Consider the following 19,364-nt stretch of genomic DNA (forward strand, 5'->3'; position numbering starts at 1 on the left):
TTTGATTGATGATTGAATTTTTTATATCATATTAATTAACTGGTAATCAAAACATCTACATTTCTGCTATTCTGCTTTTCGTTAAGTATCATACCATCCTTCATAAAAATAGTTCTTTGTGAAAATGAAGCATCATAATCAGAGTGGGTTACCATTAATATGGTAGCACCACTAGCATGTAAATCGGTTAACAGTTCCATTACCTCATTGCCATTTTTGCTATCAAGGTTTCCAGTAGGCTCATCGGCAAGAATTATTTTTGGGTCATTTACCAATGCCCTTGCTACTGCCGACCTTTGCTGCTGCCCACCCGATAGTTGCTGCGGATAGTGTTTTAGCCTGTGCGAAATACCCAAACGCTCAGCAATAGCCTCTACTCTTTTTTTTCTTTCAGCAGAAGGCACATTATTATATATAAGCGGTAGCTCTATATTATCATAAACCGAAAGTTCATCTATAAGGTTAAAGTTCTGAAATACAAAGCCTATATTTTCTTTTCGTATTCTGGCCTTCTCACCCTCACTTAGCCCGTTTATTTCTTTATCAAGTAGTTTGTAGCTTCCGCCAGAAGCTCCATCCAGTAAACCTATTATATTAAGCAGGGTAGATTTTCCACATCCCGATGCCCCCATTATAGTTACAAACTCGCCCTGTTTTATTTGTAATGTAATATCATTCAAGGCTTTTGTCTCAACTTCTTCTGTCCTGAATACCTTTGAAAGTTTCTCTATTTTTATCATAATTCTTTTTTTTAGCCCACAGCGTGTAGGTGTAATTGTTAACGATCCTTTTTTTGATTGATGATTAAAACTCCTTATTTAGTATAATTAATTTTCAAAATTTAATATTTCTACATCTTTATAATCTGTATAGCCTGACGTTACCACCTTCTCCCCTTTTTTAAGCCCACCAAGTACTTCATAATAAAGAGGGTTTTCCCTTCCCAATTCTATTTTGCGGCGTTCGGCACTGTTTCCGTTTACAACAAATATCCATTTTCCTGAAGTATCTTCATAAAAGCGGCCTTTGGATAACACCAAAGTCTTTTCTTTTTCAGAAAGTATTAGCCGTACACTAAAACTAAGCCCCTGCTGTAGCGTAAGCTCTTTATCCGTCATAAAATTAAGTTCTACGGTAAATCGTCCTTTTATAATTTCAGGGATTACCTTACTCACCACAACATCAATTACACTCCCTTTATGTTCAATCCTTCCCTTTTGATTTTGCGATATACGTGGAAGATAATACTCATCCACTTCAGCAACCAACTTATAACCCTTCATAACGTCTATCTTTCCTATATTATCTCCTGTGTTATAGTTTTTACCTAATACGGGTTCAAAAGAGGTAAGCCTGCCGGCAAGCGGGGCGGTAACCAAAAAGTTATTTTTATTTTTTCTTAATATACCAAGGCTTTTATACATAATAGCCTGCGATTGGGATATTTGCGATATTTGTATTTGGTTTGCCTGTTTCTCTTTTTGTATAGTTTGCTGTATTATACTTTTTCGCTCTTTTTGAAAGCGAAAATTTTCCTGTGTTTTTTCCCATTCATTTTTAGAGATAATTTCTTCATTATATAACTTTTCATGCAAATCATACTGGTTTTTAGCATCCTGATAATCATGGTCTATAGCAACAAGGTCTTTGGCCATACTAAGCTCCTGATTTCTTAAATCAAGTTTAGCTTTGCTAAGGTTATTTATTTGCTCTATTATAGAAGTTTCCTGTGTTACATAGCTCAACTCTGTATTTGGATTATATAACCTTGCCAGGGGCTGGCCTTTTTCTATAAGGTCTCCGTTTTCTACAAATATCTCCTGTATTGCCCCTCCTTCAATTACGTTAAGCAACATAGAATTTAATGGTTCTACTTTTGCCTGAAAAACTATAAAGTCTTCAAAATATTCTTTTTCTACAGTTTTAATAGTTATCTCCCCTTTCTCTACTGTTAAACTTCTCTTTTTGGTTAAGGCAGAATAAACAAAATATCCTAAAAGTAAAAAAGCAGGTATTACCAGTAACAGGTATTTATTTTTTTTACTTTTACGGTTAATGATGGTGTCCATATCAGGTTCTTTGGCATGTAAATAAGCAATTTCATGCCATACATTTAAAAAACATAATGTATTGTTAAACAAATAAATACAAATAAAAAATAATACCCTACTGTCCGAAATCGGACAGTGTTTGTCCGAAACCGCACAGTACATGAAAAAAACACAGGCCAACATAGTAATTATAGACGATAAAGAAGATATACTTTTTGCTGCAGAAATGGTTTTAAAGAAACATTTTGAACAGATTTTTGTAATGAGCGATCCAAAAAAAGCCATTCAGCTTCTGGCAGAAACCCCTATAGACGTAGTACTTTTAGATATGAATTATAGAATAGGTTTTGAAGATGGGCGCGAAGGTATTTACCTGCTTAAAGAAATTAAGACATTGTCACCCCAAACCATAGTAATACTGATGACTGCTTTTGGCCAGGTGGAAACCGCTGTTGAAGGCTTAAAACTGGGTGCTTTTGACTATATATTAAAGCCTTGGGATAATAATAAGTTGACAGAAACAGTTAAGTCAGCAGTTATTGAATACCGTCGCTCAAAAAGGCATACCCCTGTACCACCCCAAAAAACAGAATATTTTACAGGCAGGTCGATCGCTGGTAAACGCGCTTATGCTTTAGCAGAAAAAGTAGCAAAAACTGATGCCAATGTACTCATATTGGGCGAAAACGGTACTGGTAAATATGTAATGGCAAATTATATATACCAAAATTCTTTAAGGGCACAAGAGCCGTTTATACATGTTGATTTAGGCTCATTAAATGAAAATATTTTTGAAAGCGAACTTTTTGGCTATGCCAAAGGTGCCTTTACAGATGCAAAAACCGATACCCCGGGCAGGTTTGAGCTGGCCCACAAAGGCACTATATTTCTTGATGAAATAGGAAATGTACCGTTACACCTGCAATCTAAGCTGCTTCAGGTAATACAAAATAAACAGATAACGCGCTTAGGAGAGGCCAAACCCCGTACCGTTGATGTGCGTATAATAACTGCCACCAATGCAAACCTTAAACAACAAACTGCTTTAAAGCTTTTTAGGGAAGATTTATATTACCGTATTAATACTATGGAAATAGTGCTGCCACCGCTAAGAGAGCGCAAAGAAGACTTAGCGGGCCTTGCTTTATTTCTTTTAAATAAAATGGCTTATAAATATGGCCGTGAAAATGTAGTATTTTCTCCTGATGCAGTGGTGCAAATAGAAAAACATAGCTGGAACGGAAATATACGCGAAATGGAGAACCGCATTGAAAGGGCAGTAATTTTATGTGAAGATATAACTATTACAACAGCCGACCTTGACCTGGATGAAATAAGCATAGTAGATAACAGGCCAGACAGCCAACTTTCTGATATGGAGAAATCAGCGATAGAAAAAGCTTTAATTAAACATGATCATAATATAAGTAAAACCGCTGAAGAATTAGGTCTTTCCAGAGCCGCCCTGTATAGGCGCCTGGAAAAATATGCCATAGATAAAGATAAATTATGAAATCCTTCAAGTTATATCAACTATTTTTTTTGAGGTTAATACTTATAATAAGTATAGCCGGTACAGGTATTTTTACTTTTATAAAAAATCTCAATTATACATCATTTTTTTTTCTTGTAGTTTTTGTATTGTTATTTATCGAATTGTTCAATTTTATAAAAAATACCTATCTTTTTTATGATAAAACAATTATGGCCATGCTTAATAATGATTTTTCTGCCGATTTTTCTAAGCACAGCGATTTTGAAAATTATAAAAACTTGTTTAAGCTATATGATGTATTAAAATCCCGTGAGCATGAACAGTTAACCAAAGATGTTGTATACAGGTCTATTTTAGACAACATAGAAACCGGAGTGCTTATATTGCATAAAGCATCAAAAGAATGGGAAATATTTCAGATGAATGAATATTTTTCAACGCATTTTCAGGTACCCAAACTCTCAAAGTGGAACTACTTAAAAAATTATCTTCCTTCACTTTGTAATATAATAGAAGAACGATCTTTCCAAGACTTCCGTATCTCAGTTCAAATACGCACAGACACTTCAGAGCATCAAACTTATATGTTGCAAACCTCAAAAACTGTTATTTTTGAGCAGGAATATTATATCATTCTTTTAGACTCTATACAAAAAATCATTGCAAAAAAAGAAAAGGATGCCTGGATAAACCTCATGAAGGTAATATCTCATGAATTAATGAATTCTATTACCCCTATACGTTCGCTTACACAGAGCCTTAATGAATTTACACAACAGGATGCTCTTTCAACGGAAGATATAGAGGACATGAAGAACTGTGTTAATACAATGATACACCGCAGCGATCATCTTCAAAATTTTATTGAAAGTTACCGTAAACTGGCCATGCTACCTACTCCGAATAAAGAAAGGGTTGAGTTGAGTACATTAATAAATAACAGCCTTTCTGTAATGGTCCCATTATTAAAAAAAGCAGAGATTTCCATTACCACTACTATTACTAATACGCACTGGATAATGGGCGATGCTAACCAGCTTGAGCAGGTGATTATTAATTTGATAACTAACAGTATATACGCCCTTAAAAACAGCCAAATCAAAGAGATTAATATAATTACCCAGATAAAAAACAACCGCAACTTTATTATAATATCCGATACGGGCCATGGTGTAGATAAAGAAATTGAAGACAAAATTTTTCTGCCGTTTTTTACCACAAGGAGCGATGGAGCCGGTATAGGCCTTACTCTATCTAAAAATATTATTGAAGCTCATGGCGGTTACCTTAATTTTAAAAACTTTGATAAGAGTACTTCCTTTACAATCTGCCTCATTTAATCACCTGCTCCCCTATCGTTCCAATTACACAACCTCAACATGTCGATTCATTTTATAAAAAATTTCTTATATTTTCTTAATAATTAATATTTTATTTTATAATGCGCATTATATTCTTATTATCCCTATTTATACATGTTGTTTGTCAAGCACAAACAACAGAAAATGATACTTTGATTATTGTTAGAAAAAATCCCAAAAAGGGTTTTTACAGTGATTACATTTTATTCATCCCCAAAGAAACTCCGCTCAATAAAAAATTATTCCTTTTGGTAGAACCCAATAATACTGGTAAAACATCTGATAGTATATCCGTCCATAAACAATATGCAATTGATTTGGCTTCGGTAAGTTCGGTTGGTAATAATATTTCCACAATGCTTAAAATTCCTTTCTTGGTTCCTGTTTTCCCCAGACCTTCTTCAAAAGAATTAGTATACACCCATGCTTTAGACAGGGATGTAATACTGGAACAATCTGCTGAATATAAAAGACTTGACTTGCAGTTATTAGAAATGATTAATGACAGTAAAAGCATCTTGAGGACCATGAAAATAGAAGTTAGCAATAAAATATTCATGAATGGTTTTTCGGCTTCAGCTACATTTACAAATCGTTTCTCGTTTTTACACCCTGATAAAATAAAAGCATTAGCTATTGGTGGATTTAATGGCGAACTCATGCTGCCACAAGACAAAATCAATGGAATTGAACTCAATTACCCGCTTGGAATAAATGATTTTTTCAAACTATTCAATCAAAAATTTGATTCTGAAACATATAAATCTATCCCACAATTTATTTATATGGGACAACTAGATGAAAATGATGCTGTTCAATTTGATGATGCATATAGCCAAAATGAGCGCAACATAATTAATGCTAATATTGGCGATAACGTACAAAAAAGATATATACAATGTCAAAAAAATTATAAGCAGCATAACTTGAATGCAACATTTAAAAATTATCAAAACGTTGGACATTGGACAACTTCATCCATGAATTTTGAAGTGATAACATTCTTTTTCAATAAAATGAAGTAAACTATAAGAACAAAATAAAAAACCTGTAAATACGTAACTTGGAGATTGCCATTGTTTAATGTACTCTATAATGATATAAATGTGAATTGTGGTGGGCTGTAAGGGATCACAGCCGAACACCTTGTGTCCATTTTGACTCTATTTAATGAATGTCTCGTCCTGAATAGTGATACACAAAAAAGTATCGTATGAACAATTACTTAAAGCGTACCCAAAAAGATTATATACTTAGTTTCAAGCTAATGGTAAATATACGAATCTCATTGTCAAAATCCACATAACCTTCAGACTGAAAGAATAGTTTAATAAACAAAAAATAATAGCTTAGATAACAATTAATAGTTTTTCAAATTGGGCATCAAAAATACTTTATTAGCTATTGCAATTACAATGTTAAAACATAAGTAACTTTAAGGGAAGAATATCTTGCCATGGCCACTTTTGCTGATTACTATTTTTCCCTGCAATTGTTCCTTAATGCCATTTCGATATAATTGCGAAAACGTGCTGTTACCGCGTAATACCGGTAAATGTTCAAAGGGGATGGTCCTATACACAATAAAAAAGGGATAATCTTTCGACTATCCCTTAAAGCTATCATATTCTTTAATAATTCTTCACTGTATCTAATTATAAACTAAAAAAACACTAAGAAGTTATGATAAAATTTATTTTCGACTTGTATGTGCTAGTTTTCAAATTCGTCTTTAAAAAACTATATTTTAATTACTTTTATCGTTTTCTGGCTGCCGGTAGCCGATGTAAGTTTTACAAAATATACACCTGTTGCTAATCCTGAAAAAGAAACCTGAGACATGTTTGATCTCTCTTCTTTTAATAGTTGACCTGAAAGGCTGTAAACAGAAATATTATTGATGTTACTTGTATCTGATATTGTTAATATATCTTTTACCGGATTTGGATAAACACTCGCATTTGCAATTGAGAAATCCTGTGTTGCAAGAGAAGTTAACACCGCGCTTACTGCAAATAAATTAAATACGCTTTCAGACTCTGCCATAGTTGCAGATACACCCTCAAGCTGCTTTGACTGGTTAGCTTCAGCTACCGGAATAACAATCTGGAAAAGGTTAGGCGCATTGCCAAAGTTGTCAAGCTGGCCTGTAACAATATTGCCGCGGCCTATTGCTGTTGCAACCATTTCAAGGCCGGTGTTAGAAAACCATCCAGGTACAGTAAAATCTCCTGCTTCCTGGGTAGTGCCATCAGCAAAGTTAAGTGTTACATCTACGTTAGCACCGTTGCTTGATGTTACCAGAAGGTATACCGTTTCTGTAGCTTTAGGAGTAGTAAATGTTACTGTTCCTTCTGCCTCACCTGTGCTTAAACGCAACACATTGTTAGCAGTATAAGAACCAAATTGATAATCAGGACCCGGCGCCATATTATTTATAATTCCGTCTTCAGGTAAACCAAATGTTATAGGTGTATCTTCTGCCGTAAGCTGGAGGCCTTGTGAAATAAGTACATAATCAAAATCATCTACGTCGTTAGTTGTAGAAGTACTCATGGCGCCAACGCCGTTTGCAACAACATCATAGTTAAAACCCGATGCTATAGTAAGGAAATCTGAATTTTCAGGTGCTTGTGTTACTAAAAGCCCTGTTGCACCCATAAGGTTAAATACAGTTTCGTCGTTTTGTTTTGTAATAGTTACACCAGAAACCATTTTAGACTGGTTTTCTTCGCTTATCATAATTTCAATCTGAAACAGGTTTGGCGCATTGCCAAAATCGTCAAACTGGTTAGTTACAATATTAGCACGACCAACGCCAGTAGCCACCATAGGTAAACCTGAAGCCGAAAACCATCCCGGTACTGAATAAGTACCTATTTCCTGAGTAGTACCGTCAGAAAAATTAACGGTTCCTGTAACATCTGCTCCGTTGCTTGACGTTACCAGTAAAAACAGCTTCTCTAACGATTGCGCGTTTGAAAACTCTAAAGTACCCTCGCTGCCGATAGTGGTAAGACGAAGTGTATTGTTTGCCGAATACGACGCCAGCTGATACGTGTGTGGCGATGTAAGGTTTGAAATTACACCATTTTCAGGAAGCCCAAAAGTTATTGGTGTAGCATTTTCATCGAGTTGAAATCCTTGGGAAATAAAAACATAGTCAGCATTATCTGCATCGTTTGTTACAGTAGCGCTAAGTGGCCCTACTCCATTGGCAATGATATCTTCATTATACCCAGAGCTTACTGCCATGTGGGCAAAATTTTCGCCATCTACCATTTTGGTTTTCTTTGTTTTTGGTACCACTCTTATGTCACCAAAAGCGTGAACAGGAAAGGAAATTACTACTGCCACTATAAGGGCAATCATTTTTCCGGTTAAATTGTAATTTTTCATCATAAATATTTATTAGTTATTAATAAGATGGCGATAAAGGCATAAACAATCGCTGCTTTGTAAATCTTTGATAACAAAATTGTTTACAGCGATTGTTTTGTTCCCCTTTGCCAAGGTTTTCTTAATTTAATTGCAGTTCATGGTAATAGCTGTCTGCTGCCGGATCAAAAACAATACGTACTGTAAACGCATTGCCATTAAAGGCATCCGGAAATTTCCATGCGCCTTCCCACTGTGTTACCCCAGGTGCTAAAAAGTAAGTGTTATAGTATGATGCTGGCTGACTTCCGTTTGGCCGCACATTGTAAGCTGTATAACCCTCTATTACAGAGGCATTCATATCAGCATTATGGTAGCTACCAAGTGCGGCAGACTGTCCATCTAATTCAAAGTCAAAGCGATATCGTTCTTCTTCCCATGCTAACCACGACGGAGCTTCGGGAGCGCCTGGTGTAAGAAACTCAAAATAACCATTAGTGGCTTCAAACACGTGGTTGCCCACATAGGTTAGCTGTGCCTTATACAATTGATTTGCCATTATTATAAGCTGCACATTCTCAATTCTTTCAAAAGATATAGTGAGGTGCGTTAAGTCCATCCTTACCCGGTAAGCTCCTTCATCAAGCGTAAAAGCCGTAGGTTGGTTGCCAAATGTAATTTTGTTATCATCGTTAAGATGGTAAATAGATGCTGTCTCGGCATCGTTAGTGTTTGCAATATAATATTCCCCCCCTTTTAGGTAAGTGATAGATTCAAACATACCGGGGTCAAAATTATCGCCAGGCATTTGATTCGTTAGCTGTTTAAAAGCGACAGCGTTTGAAATATCCGCACCTTCTGTAGCTGATCCATAAATGTACATAAACTCAGGAAACGTAGCTAAACCTTCCGGCCTGGTAAGGGTAAGGGTAAACGTTTCTGAAAATTTTTGTACATAATAACTACTAGAGGCCTGTACCGTCCAGATAACCTGGCCTGTGCCCAACGGTGCAATACCGGCAGACTCTGCAATAACATTTAAATAGGCCTGGCTTAATGACAAGCTTGTCGCGGTGCCACTGTTATTAGAAACGGCTTTATATATAGGATCTGAAAAATCGCCACCTATCATATCAAAAAGCACTGTATACTGCACCAGGCCTCCATCTTTAGCCTGTGCCGGTGTCCATGAAAACGAAAGCGGTGTTCCGCTTTGAGTGTCTATAGTAACGGCAGCATTATTCAAAGGTGTAACCAGATTGCCCGTTTCAGCTATTTCTGGTTGAAGCCCATTGTTGTCGTCATCTGAGCAGGAAGAGCTGCTTATAGCGACAATTAGAGTTAAAAACACATAAATTATTTTTTTCATGGGTTCATATTTAAAATTAAACACGTTTCTCTAAATCGATTTAGTAAAAGATAGGCAATAATCCCAAATTATCAGGTACAAATGTTTGCACATTGTAAACTTAATAGATTATGGGATATATTTTGCGTATTCAACAAATTTTTATGTACTTTTTTTTGTTAAATAAAATTATTATGCTTTGTGGCGCAAGTAGAGGCATAAAAATTTACTTGATAAATGACTTTACAACCAGTGCAGGTTTATCACTCTTATTCTTTATTATATAGTGATTGCAAGCTGCTGGTATAATAAATGTTTCGGCATAGGCAAAAACTGCACTTTCACCATTAACAATAATTTCGATATGCTCTCCTTCTACCAGGCTAAGTACATGAGCTTTCTGATTAGTAGCAACCCTAACTTCTGTACCAATACTATACCTGTGCACATCATACAAATGGTTAGCGTGTGTAGGTAAATGTTCCAGCGTCCAGTCATCGCCCGTTTCAATTACTTCAGGTGAAGATATTAACTCGGCGCTTACCCTGTCGCCTTTGCGCTCAAAGTCAAGATTTTCCATTCCCCTGTCTATATTTATAGGGCGTGGCTTGCCATCCATATCAAGGCGTACCCAGTCATACATTTTAAATGTATAGATGTAAGGGGTTGCACTTATTTCGAGTACCAAGTTGTTTTCTCCTGATCCGTGTATTGTACCGGGAGGGATAAGGTACAAGTCGTGCTTATTAGCCTTAAATGCCTGTACATAATCATTAATATTAAGGGCAACCGCATTATCGGCACTGTGTTCTAAAGCCTGCTTGAACGCATCGGGGTTAATATTTTCCTGAAAGCCAAGGTATACCAGTGCGTCGTCTTTTTTATCGAGTATATAGTAGGTTTCTTCCTGGGTTATTGATTCGCCAAAATGCTGCTTCATGTATTCCATCTGAGGGTGGCATTGTATAGAAAGGTTGCCCCCGTCAAACGTGTCCAGAAAATCAAAACGGATGGGAAATTCATATTTATAGGTATCAAAGTCAGTACCTAATACATTCTTGCCAGCATTGTACATTAAAAAATCAAATGAATACTCCAGCAATATACCTGCGCTCTCTATAATGATACCGTTTTCCGGCACAATAAGCTCAAAAGACCATGCATAATTAGGTACATCTTTTTCAAGCCCCTCTATTTTATCTTTTATCCAGCTACCACCCCACACACCAGGTTCAAACCAAGGCCTTACCCGTATAGGACTTTTGGAAAGCTTAGCAATGCTGTCGCGCCATGTGTTTCCGGTGGTCCAGGTGATTTCATCTGTGCGTTGCCCATCTACAAGGTAATCAATAGCTGTTTTAATATTGTTTTTATGCTTATTAAGCACTAACCAATCTATAAAGTAAAAGCGCTTGTACATTTTTTTAGGGTCAAAGGCATCGCCGGCGCCCAGGTTCGTAACCGAACCTGCCCTTGATCTGAATTGTATTTCGTTTTTACTAATATCAAAATAAACCATTTTGGCCTCTACCGGAAGCATATGCGCGCCTATACCATAGTATATTACCATACCACCCTCATGCTGTGGGCTGCACAGTTCATTAAGTGCAGAAGCGTTATAAAAGTCGCTAAGCTCAAGGGTTGTTATTTTACCAAACACAGGATCGTCGCCGCCTAAAAAAGGAGCAATCATTTCATCAATTTCATGCTTTGGCTTAAGCGCGCTTTCTATATTAATCCAGGTAGGTTCCTGTCCCATCGCTAAAAAAGCATCATTAAGCTGTTGTTTTACATCATCAAAACGTATACCTACATATCCGTCTATTTTAACGCATTTATATTGGGCAAGTTCTTTTGCCAGGGTATCATAACCAATAGTTATTGTACCATCCGGAATAGAAAATACCGGATAAATATCATATCCGCTTACCGATGGCTTGTTAGTAACCGGCAATTGAAACTGGCTTGTCTCCCTGATTTTTGTTTGTGTAGTCTCCATTATTATTTTATTCTTCATTTAAATACAACGATGCCCTTCCATACGCTTCTACTAAAGCAGCCTGATGTAGCAGCCAGTAATACCTGCCCGGGTTGTTACCAGACCAGTCTTCATAAAACTGCCCCTGACTGTTCCTTGCATGATCCCATGCATAATCGAGGTTATTGATAAATACCTGAACGTACTGGTCGGCCTGCGGAACATGTTCGGTAAGCCTTATATACGATGTCATTAATTCTGTATTAAACCACGAATCGTTAGCCGGGTAAAATAACCTGTCGTTACGCACGCTGGTCCACTCTGAAAATGCCGACTGCGCCGTAGCCGTAGCCTGTGTAATATACAACTGATCTCCTGTTATTTCAAAAAGGTCTACAGCCGCCATAATCATCATCGCCGCATTATACGTCCATTTTGTGGCATCAATTTGCTGTGTAGTTATGTGCTTGCTGTTATAATACAGGTTATCTCCAGGATCGCGAAGTGTGTTGTAATTCCATAAATATGTTCTCTTAGCAAAATTAAGATACACAGGGTTATTAGTAAGCTTATACAACTCTGCCGTAACAAATGATGCATATGCTGTGGTATTAGCCGCTTTTATACAGTTAGGTCCGGAGTTACAACCGGCGCTCTGCCCTTCAAACCAGTACAGGCCACCACCCAGCACATCATCTTCGCCAGACATTATAAACTCTGCAACAGAAATTGCGCGCTCCAGATAAAAGGGGCTGTTTGTGTTTTTATAAGCATCAATAAGCTCCATGGCAACAATGGCACTGTCATCATAATAATGGTCGGTACTTTGTATAGCTGTCACATAAGCTTGGTAGGTAGGCAAATTTGGCCTGCTATCGTAATATGCCTCAAGGCCGCCAAATTCCTTATTTAAAATTGCCTCATCATAGCCCAGCTCAAACAATACATTTCCAGCGGTTAGCATACCCACATAGGGCCATAAATAGCTGTACTGGTTGTTGTCTCCGCTCTGCGCAGGAAAGTTTTCGCGGTACAAATCACCTATGGCATAGTGCGTTTGTATCATATCATAAGTAAGTTTTGCCCTTTCTTTATAGCTAATTGAGGTACCTGTAGTATCTGTGCCCTCGCCATTATTAATCATTTGTTCTTCGGGAGACGGGTAGTCGTTACACCCAAAACACGCGAAAGCGAAAGCTAATGCTAAAACTACAACATTCATCATTTTTGTTTTCATAATCATTAATTGTTTCTTATTACCAGTTAGGATTTTGCGAAAGGTTTGGATTAATATCTCTTTCGCTCAGTGGTATAGGCCATAAATAATGCCTCGCTTCATTAAATGTTCTAAAATCAACCCTTATATAGCCATTATCTTCCGGGCTTAAATCAGTTTTAATACCATGCGCCCAGCCATTTAGCACTTCATCAGCAATTCTCCACCTGCGGATATCAAAAAAGCGGTGGCCTGCCTCAAATGCCAGCTCTACCCTTCTTTCATTTCTTACCAGCTGTGTTAATTCTGCCTGGGTGCCGCCAGGATATTCCAACGCGCTTGCTTCAAGGCCCGCACGCTGTCGGATAGCTCCTATAGTCATATCCCAGTCTGCCTGGCTAAATGTGCCCAACGCTATCTTAGCCTCGGCATAGTTTAGCAATACTTCGGCATAGCGTATTAAAATGAGGTTTGTGCCTGAATAGATTTGGTTTCTGGCCTGGTTATCATAAAATTTATTTACATAATACCCTGTAGGAGTAGAATTTGACGAAAAGTTTAAGCCATCGGGCGATGATCCGGGTGTGGTATTAATGGTAACCTGAGCACCACTGAAATTTGTAAGGACCGTACCATTATGTATTATTGATGCCGATAACCTGGGATCCCTATTTGCATAAGGGTTTAGCTCGTTATAACCCGAAGCAGGGTTGTCTATTGGCAATCCGTTAATCATGGTATAGGCATCTACCAACTCCTGCAGCGGAGAAAAGTTTGCATACCCGCCTAATGATGGTGGTATTAGTGAATATTGTATATCATGCTCCCTATTGGTAGGTATATATTGCAAGCTTAGTATAATTTCAGAGTTTACCTCATTAGCCTGTTTAAATAAATTTGCATAGTTGCCAAATAAAGAATACTGCCCTATAAGCTGCTCTGATAGTGCCGCTGCCTGGGCATAATCTTCATTATATAAATGTACCCTGGCTTTAAACGCTATCGCTGCGCCTTTGGTTATCCTGCCCGATTCGGTAGCAGGATAGCTCTGTGGCAGTTCTTCTATAGCCTGTTCCAGTTCGCTGTATATAAAATCAAGCACCTCCTGCTTTGGTGTACGGGTTAGCACCAATGCCTGCTCAATACTTATTTCATCAAGCACTAATGGCACATCGCCGTAAAGCTCTATAAGGTAAAAATAATGCCACGCACGTATAAACCTCCCCTGCCCCTTATAGGCGGTACGGTTTGTTTCGGTAATATCGGTAACATCATCTATATTATTAAAGAAAATATTAGCGCGGCGGATGCCCTCGTACCTTGCAGACCAGAAACCGGTAACAACACTGTTAGAGGGATCGTAGTTTCCGCTGCCAATATTGCGGTAATCTTCACGGCCTTTGCTATACGCATCATCAGATAAAGCACTAAGAAATAAATAAGTATCATCATCCATCAAATCAGCATACATTGAGTTTAAGAAAATACGGGCATCTTCATCCGTTTTCCAGAAATTCAATTCGCTTTGAGAATCTACCGGTGCTAAGTCAAGGTCAGACGAACAACCAAAAATCACCAGTAAAATAAACGTCAGTACAGTATATTTTTTCATAATCATTTTTTTTAAAAATTCACGTTTAACCCCAGAGACCATACCCTTGCTACAGGATATGCCCTGCCACTGGCATCTACGGCTTCCGGGTCTACACCAAATTTTGTAAGTGGGCTTACCGTAAGCAGGTTAAAGCCAGTGGCATATATTTTAAAGCTCTCTATACCGGCAAAAGGTATATCTTCTCTTGTAAGCGTATAGCCCAACTGTACATTTTTTAACCTTAAGTACTGCGCATTATGTATATAAAAATCAGAGCGTGCGGCATTATTTATAGATTCTGAACCTACGGTAAGGCGCGGGTAAGAAGCATCAAGGTTATTGGGTGTCCAGCGGTCCAGGTGGCTTTCTAACACAGGACCTTCATTATTGTTATGAAATGCCTCTACTATTTCTCCCCTAAGCCACTGCTGCCTTTTTCCTACACCTTGTATAAAGAATGAAAAGTCCCAATGTTTATAGTTAATGTCATAGGTAAACCCATAAGTATATCTTGGGAACGCGTTGCCAAAAATAAATCTGTCGTTTTCATAATCAATTTTACCGTCGTTGTTACGGTCTACATACCTAATATCGCCCGGTTTTACGCTGGTGGCAAATATAGGCGTGGCACTTTGCGCAACTTCTTCTGCAGAGTTATAAAATCCGTCAGACCAAAGCGCGTAGTATGAGTTAATAGGATAACCCTCTTTGAGTATTGTTTGCACGTCAGAACCATTTATGTATTCTCTGCCCCTGAAGTTCTCAACAATATTTTGGGTATCAGAGATATTGAATTTTACTCCATGGTTAAAATCGCCGGTTTGAAACCTGTAGCCGGCAGAAATATCCCAGCCCTTGTTGCTAACCGACCCGGCGTTTTGAAAGGGCTGACCCAAACCGTAAGTAGCAGGCACAGGAAGTTGCAGCAATATATCTTCGGTAAGGTTCTCAAATACGTCAAACGACAGATCCAGTTTCTTATTGAAGAAAGAGAAGTCTACGCCGATGTTTTTCATCGTAGTAGTTTCCCATGTACGGTTACCGTTAGACACCGAGTAATATGCCCCCTGTGCAGAACCTCCGCCAAACGAGTAAACATTACTAGACGTACTTACTAAACTCTGGTAGCCATAAAGGTCGTTTATATCCTGGTTACCTACCTGGCCCCATGACGCCCTCACTTTTGCAAAAGAAACAATATCTTTAAGTGGTGCAAAAAAGGCTTCTTCGCTTACCACCCATCCTGCAGAAACAGAAGGGAAAACACCCCAGCGGTTTTCGGTAGAGAAACGCGAAGAACCGTCATACCTTAAATTAGCCTCAAACAAATACCTGTCGGAGAAATTATATCCCAGCCTGCCAAAAAATGAACTGATAGACCATTCGTTACCAGACCCGTAAGTACCATTTCGCTGTAATTCCTGTGTGTTATTAATTACTCCGAAGTTATTGCCCGGTACATTAAGGCCAGTTACTCCAAAAAACTCTGTTTTAGAAGTTTCTGACGATGTACCTGCCATTATATCAAAATTATGCTTTTCTGCAAATGTTTTTTTGTACGTAGCCGTAAGATACGGGTTGATGTACAGGGTACGGCTGTAGCTATCGGAAACCGAGTTTTGATTGTTGCCACCCCCAGGATAAACATAGGCAATAGAGCGGCGGAACTGGTGCATTTTATTACTTACCACATTACCTCCAATTACACCATGCAATACTAAATTCTTTATCGGTTCATAATCAAGGGTAAAAGTAGCCAGTACCTCATCATTTTGATATCTTGTAGACCCGCCCTCTTTTAACTGCGCAAGCGGGTTAGAGTTACTGCCGCTCACAAGGGTATAATTTCCGTCTTCGTCTATTATATTATATATAGGCGGTGTACGCACGGTAGGTTCTATAATAAAATCAGTATAATAAGCATGGTCCTTTATGTCATTTCGGGCAAACGACATACGACCGCCAACCTTAAGTTTATCATTTACAATTTTATCAAAGTTCATCCTTGCATTATACCTTTGATAGCCGTAGTCAGGCCCCTTAAACATACTCTCCTGGTCTACATAACCTAATGAAGCCATGTAGCTAAGTCCATTATCGGAACCACTTAGTGAAAGGTTATGGCTGGATTGCATTGCAAAATCTTTATATAAAGCCTCGTTCCAGTTTACATTAGGACCGTTTTCTTTAAAGCCTAATATCTGCTCCTGGGTAAACGCCGGCGCCATACCTGAGTTTACAAGTGCTTCATTTCGCAGGGTAGCATACTGCCATGAATTAGCAAACTTAGGGAAGTTAGTAGCTTCCTGCATGCCAAACATGGTTGAGTATACAAACTTAGGTTTACCTTCTTTACCGCTCTTAGTAGTTACAAGTATTACCCCGCTTGCAGCACGGGATCCATATATAGATGCAGATGCGGCATCTTTAAGGATAGAAATACTTTGTATATCGTTAGGGTTAATATTGTTTAACGAACCGGGAACACCATCTACCACTACCAGCGGTGTATTACCGTTTATAGTGTTTACACCACGGATATTGATAGATGATACTGAGCCCGGTGCCGAAGTATTTTGCTGTATAATAAGTCCAGATGCCTCACCCTGTAAGGCTTGGTATGCATTGACAACCGGCTTTCCGTCGATATCCGAAGCACTAATTTCGCTTACCGCACCGGTCAGGTTTACTTTTTTCTTGGTTCCGAAACCAACAATCACCACGTCATCAAGCTGGTTCACATCGGCATCCAATACGATGTTAACAGTCGTTTGATTTTCTACCGTTACTCTTTTTGATGCGTATCCTATATATGATACTATAAGAACGGCAGGAGTTGTAGTTAACTGAATTTGAAAACTACCATCAATGTCGCTGGTTGCAGCGTTCGATGTTCCTTGTTCTACAACAGATGCTCCCGGCAACGGGCCATTAGCATCGGCTATAGACCCACTTAACTTACGGTTTTGCGCATTTGCCACAAATCCGAGGAAAAAGAGGATGACCAATAATTTGAGTTGTTTTTTTAGCATGGCTATATCGATTAAGTACATATGTTTGAACATATGTAAAATTATAAAAAAAATATACACTTGAAAATTTTAATCAATTATTTTTCAACAATTATTAAAAAATAATTACATTATTTAAATATGTTGCTTTAACACGTGGATTTAACAACATTAACAGCAAAACTTACATAATTTTCAGCGTAGGTAAAAGTTCGTCGTAGTAAGCGTCATCAAGCAATAATGCGCCACCTATTATCGCAGCTTCTTCACCAAACTTTGAAACATATATCTCTATATCAGGTAATGCCTCAGTAAGTGACGGGCCAAAAAAAGAATACGCTTTAGATATATTTCCGCCTATTACCAAGACTTCGGCACCAAACTTTTGAAGATAAGGGAGTAAAAACTGCCCTAACTCTTTACCAAGCCAGTTAAATACCGGCTGTACATTAGGATCTGTATCGACAAGGCCGCAGAGTGCCTGAACATTTTTTACTGAGTTACCGGATAAAGTAGTATAGTATTTTAGTATTCCGCGCGTTGAAAATACATCATCTGCAAACTGGCCGTTATGCTGCTGGTTGTATAAAAATCCGCCTTTAGGCAACAGCTCGCCATCCAGTACAGGCTGCCCGTTTACAACAAACGACGAACCAAAACCCGTACCTAATGTTATTGCCACTGTCCTGGTGTAAGCCGATGCTTTACCTATACGCGTTTCGGCAACCGAAAATGCGGTAGCATCGTTTATAAACCTTACTTTTGAAGGATCTATTTCTAAACGTGCCGCAAGTTCGTTCCTTACGTTTACATCAAACAATGCGTCGAGCTTATCTACATTCTGCATCTTACTTATACCGTTGTAATAATCAAAAGGGCCCGGCATGGCAATACCAATACCTTGTATTTCCGAAATGCTTCTAGACGCAATCGATTTCGAAATTACATCAAACCAAGCGTCTAAAATTTCACCTTTAGGTGCGTGCGCATTTACCTTTGCAAAGGCAAGTGAGTCTTCGATAATATGATTGTTTGAATGTTCAAACATACCACTTGTTATGTGGCTTCCGCCGATGTCAACTCCTATACTATACATGTTATTTTCTTATTTCTATTGAATATGTAAACTTATCGTTACGGTAGTAACCTATATTGTATTCTAACGGCCTGTCTCCCGGATCCAGCACAAAACGCTCCCTTATTAAAATAGGCTCATCTTTATCTATACCTAAAACTGTAGCAAATTTGCCTGCCCTACCCGCCTTTATTTTCTCACGGGATACAGACGGCGTCCAAAGGTAATCCTGCTCTAATATTTCGTATAACGGCCTCTGGAAATCTTCCTTGCCCGTTAACCCTATACGTGGCTGAAAGTAACTTTCAAAAAACACAAAAGGCTCATCAGTTCCTTTTAACCTGCTTAACTTCAAAATCTTAGTATCAACGTCAATATTCAGAAAATTGGCTATCTTTTGGTTTACCGTAGTCCATTCTACCTCAAGCTTAAGGTTTTTAAATGGTATACCCATTGAGCTCATCTCCTGCGTAAAACTGTGCCATTCGCTAAGGTTAGTCGTAATGTCCTTAGACGCAACCTTGGTACCAACACCCTTTTTCCTGGTAATTAAACCCTCATTTTCAAGCTTGTTTGCCGCCTGCCTGATGGTATTGCGTGATACTCCTAAGCGTTGCGACAGTTCCACCTCCCTGGGCAAGAACGCGCCGTTCTTGTATTCTGCCAAATCAATTAATGAACGCAAAAGTTGCTCCACCTGAATATGGAGCGGTACAGGGCTATAATGATCTATTTTTAGTTCCAAGAGCGAAATTTTGAATGTTTGTCCTTTTGTAGGAACAAAGCAAAAATACGAATATAAATTTAATATTCTAAAGTTATACTTTTCGCTATACAAATTTTAAGCAAACCATTTT

13 protein-coding genes are annotated in these 19,364 nt (G+C 38.2%); 3 read left to right on the forward strand and 10 right to left on the reverse strand.

What is annotated here, in order from left to right; genetic code table 11:
• Positions 1-35: 35 nt before the first annotated feature.
• Together ABS766_RS08825 and ABS766_RS08830 are read right to left on the reverse strand one after the other, a co-directional pair.
• Complete coding sequence (locus tag ABS766_RS08825) at positions 36-740, reverse strand: ABC transporter ATP-binding protein (protein WP_408084772.1); 705 nt, start codon at positions 738-740, stop codon at positions 36-38.
• An 87-nt stretch (positions 741-827) separates the two neighbouring features.
• Positions 828-2,069: an efflux RND transporter periplasmic adaptor subunit gene (locus ABS766_RS08830; protein ID WP_408084773.1), complete on the reverse strand. Its 1,242-nt coding sequence runs from the start codon at positions 2,067-2,069 to the stop codon at positions 828-830.
• 142 nt (positions 2,070-2,211) lie between these two features.
• Between ABS766_RS08830 and ABS766_RS08835 the strand changes: the two genes are divergently transcribed.
• From ABS766_RS08835 to ABS766_RS08845, 3 genes are all read left to right on the forward strand, one after another.
• A complete protein-coding gene (locus tag ABS766_RS08835) occupies positions 2,212-3,564 on the forward strand; it encodes a sigma-54-dependent transcriptional regulator (protein WP_408084774.1) in 1,353 nt (450 codons plus the stop codon).
• A 29-nt stretch (positions 3,565-3,593) separates the two neighbouring features.
• A complete protein-coding gene (locus ABS766_RS08840) occupies positions 3,594-4,886 on the forward strand; it encodes a sensor histidine kinase (protein ID WP_408084775.1) in 1,293 nt (430 codons plus the stop codon).
• A gap of 101 nt (positions 4,887-4,987) precedes the next feature.
• Positions 4,988-5,932, forward strand: coding sequence for a hypothetical protein (locus ABS766_RS08845; RefSeq protein WP_408084776.1), 945 nt, complete (start codon positions 4,988-4,990; stop codon positions 5,930-5,932).
• Positions 5,933-6,647: 715 nt separating this feature from the next.
• On the opposite strand, the gene ABS766_RS08850 is transcribed toward ABS766_RS08845, so the two are convergent.
• The 8 genes from ABS766_RS08850 to ABS766_RS08885 form a co-directional block, all read right to left on the reverse strand.
• Positions 6,648-8,309 (reverse strand): T9SS type A sorting domain-containing protein, encoded by a 1,662-nt coding sequence (locus ABS766_RS08850; RefSeq protein ID WP_408084777.1) that lies wholly within the window; start codon positions 8,307-8,309, stop codon positions 6,648-6,650.
• Positions 8,310-8,427: 118 nt separating this feature from the next.
• Positions 8,428-9,654, reverse strand: coding sequence for a SusE domain-containing protein (locus tag ABS766_RS08855; RefSeq protein WP_408084778.1), 1,227 nt, complete (start codon positions 9,652-9,654; stop codon positions 8,428-8,430).
• A 205-nt stretch (positions 9,655-9,859) separates the two neighbouring features.
• Positions 9,860-11,632: a class I mannose-6-phosphate isomerase gene (locus tag ABS766_RS08860; RefSeq protein ID WP_408084779.1), complete on the reverse strand. Its 1,773-nt coding sequence runs from the start codon at positions 11,630-11,632 to the stop codon at positions 9,860-9,862.
• Positions 11,633-11,639: 7 nt separating this feature from the next.
• Complete coding sequence (locus ABS766_RS08865; RefSeq protein WP_408084780.1) at positions 11,640-12,848, reverse strand: glycoside hydrolase family 76 protein; 1,209 nt, start codon at positions 12,846-12,848, stop codon at positions 11,640-11,642.
• 19 nt (positions 12,849-12,867) lie between these two features.
• Complete coding sequence (locus ABS766_RS08870) at positions 12,868-14,439, reverse strand: RagB/SusD family nutrient uptake outer membrane protein (protein WP_408084781.1); 1,572 nt, start codon at positions 14,437-14,439, stop codon at positions 12,868-12,870.
• Positions 14,440-14,450: 11 nt separating this feature from the next.
• The gene (locus ABS766_RS08875) at positions 14,451-17,474 is read right to left on the reverse strand and encodes a SusC/RagA family TonB-linked outer membrane protein (RefSeq protein ID WP_408084782.1); all 3,024 of its coding nucleotides are present in this window, start codon (positions 17,472-17,474) and stop codon (positions 14,451-14,453) included.
• A 142-nt stretch (positions 17,475-17,616) separates the two neighbouring features.
• Positions 17,617-18,528, reverse strand: coding sequence for an ROK family protein (locus ABS766_RS08880; protein WP_408084783.1), 912 nt, complete (start codon positions 18,526-18,528; stop codon positions 17,617-17,619).
• Position 18,529: 1 nt separating this feature from the next.
• Positions 18,530-19,252: a GntR family transcriptional regulator gene (locus ABS766_RS08885; RefSeq protein ID WP_408084784.1), complete on the reverse strand. Its 723-nt coding sequence runs from the start codon at positions 19,250-19,252 to the stop codon at positions 18,530-18,532.
• Positions 19,253-19,364 lie beyond the last annotated feature (112 nt).

The organism is Flavobacterium rhizosphaerae, assembly GCF_046000445.1.
In the GTDB taxonomy this organism is placed as follows: domain Bacteria; phylum Bacteroidota; class Bacteroidia; order Flavobacteriales; family Flavobacteriaceae; genus Flavobacterium; species Flavobacterium rhizosphaerae.

What these genes read in the sequence shown, in the direction of transcription:
- ABS766_RS08825 (WP_408084772.1), bottom strand. Translation starts at nt 740, where the DNA reads ATGATAAAAATAGAGAAACTTTCAAAGGTATTCAGGACAGAAGAAGTT.
- ABS766_RS08830 (WP_408084773.1), bottom strand. Translation starts at nt 2,069, where the DNA reads ATGGACACCATCATTAACCGTAAAAGTAAAAAAAATAAATACCTGTTA.
- ABS766_RS08835 (WP_408084774.1), top strand. Translation starts at nt 2,212, where the DNA reads ATGAAAAAAACACAGGCCAACATAGTAATTATAGACGATAAAGAAGAT.
- ABS766_RS08845 (WP_408084776.1), top strand. Translation starts at nt 4,988, where the DNA reads ATGCGCATTATATTCTTATTATCCCTATTTATACATGTTGTTTGTCAA.
- ABS766_RS08850 (WP_408084777.1), bottom strand. Translation starts at nt 8,309, where the DNA reads ATGATGAAAAATTACAATTTAACCGGAAAAATGATTGCCCTTATAGTG.
- ABS766_RS08855 (WP_408084778.1), bottom strand. Translation starts at nt 9,654, where the DNA reads ATGAAAAAAATAATTTATGTGTTTTTAACTCTAATTGTCGCTATAAGC.
- ABS766_RS08860 (WP_408084779.1), bottom strand. Translation starts at nt 11,632, where the DNA reads ATGGAGACTACACAAACAAAAATCAGGGAGACAAGCCAGTTTCAATTG.
- ABS766_RS08865 (WP_408084780.1), bottom strand. Translation starts at nt 12,848, where the DNA reads ATGAAAACAAAAATGATGAATGTTGTAGTTTTAGCATTAGCTTTCGCT.
- ABS766_RS08870 (WP_408084781.1), bottom strand. Translation starts at nt 14,439, where the DNA reads ATGAAAAAATATACTGTACTGACGTTTATTTTACTGGTGATTTTTGGT.
- ABS766_RS08875 (WP_408084782.1), bottom strand. Translation starts at nt 17,474, where the DNA reads ATGTACTTAATCGATATAGCCATGCTAAAAAAACAACTCAAATTATTG.
- ABS766_RS08880 (WP_408084783.1), bottom strand. Translation starts at nt 18,528, where the DNA reads ATGTATAGTATAGGAGTTGACATCGGCGGAAGCCACATAACAAGTGGT.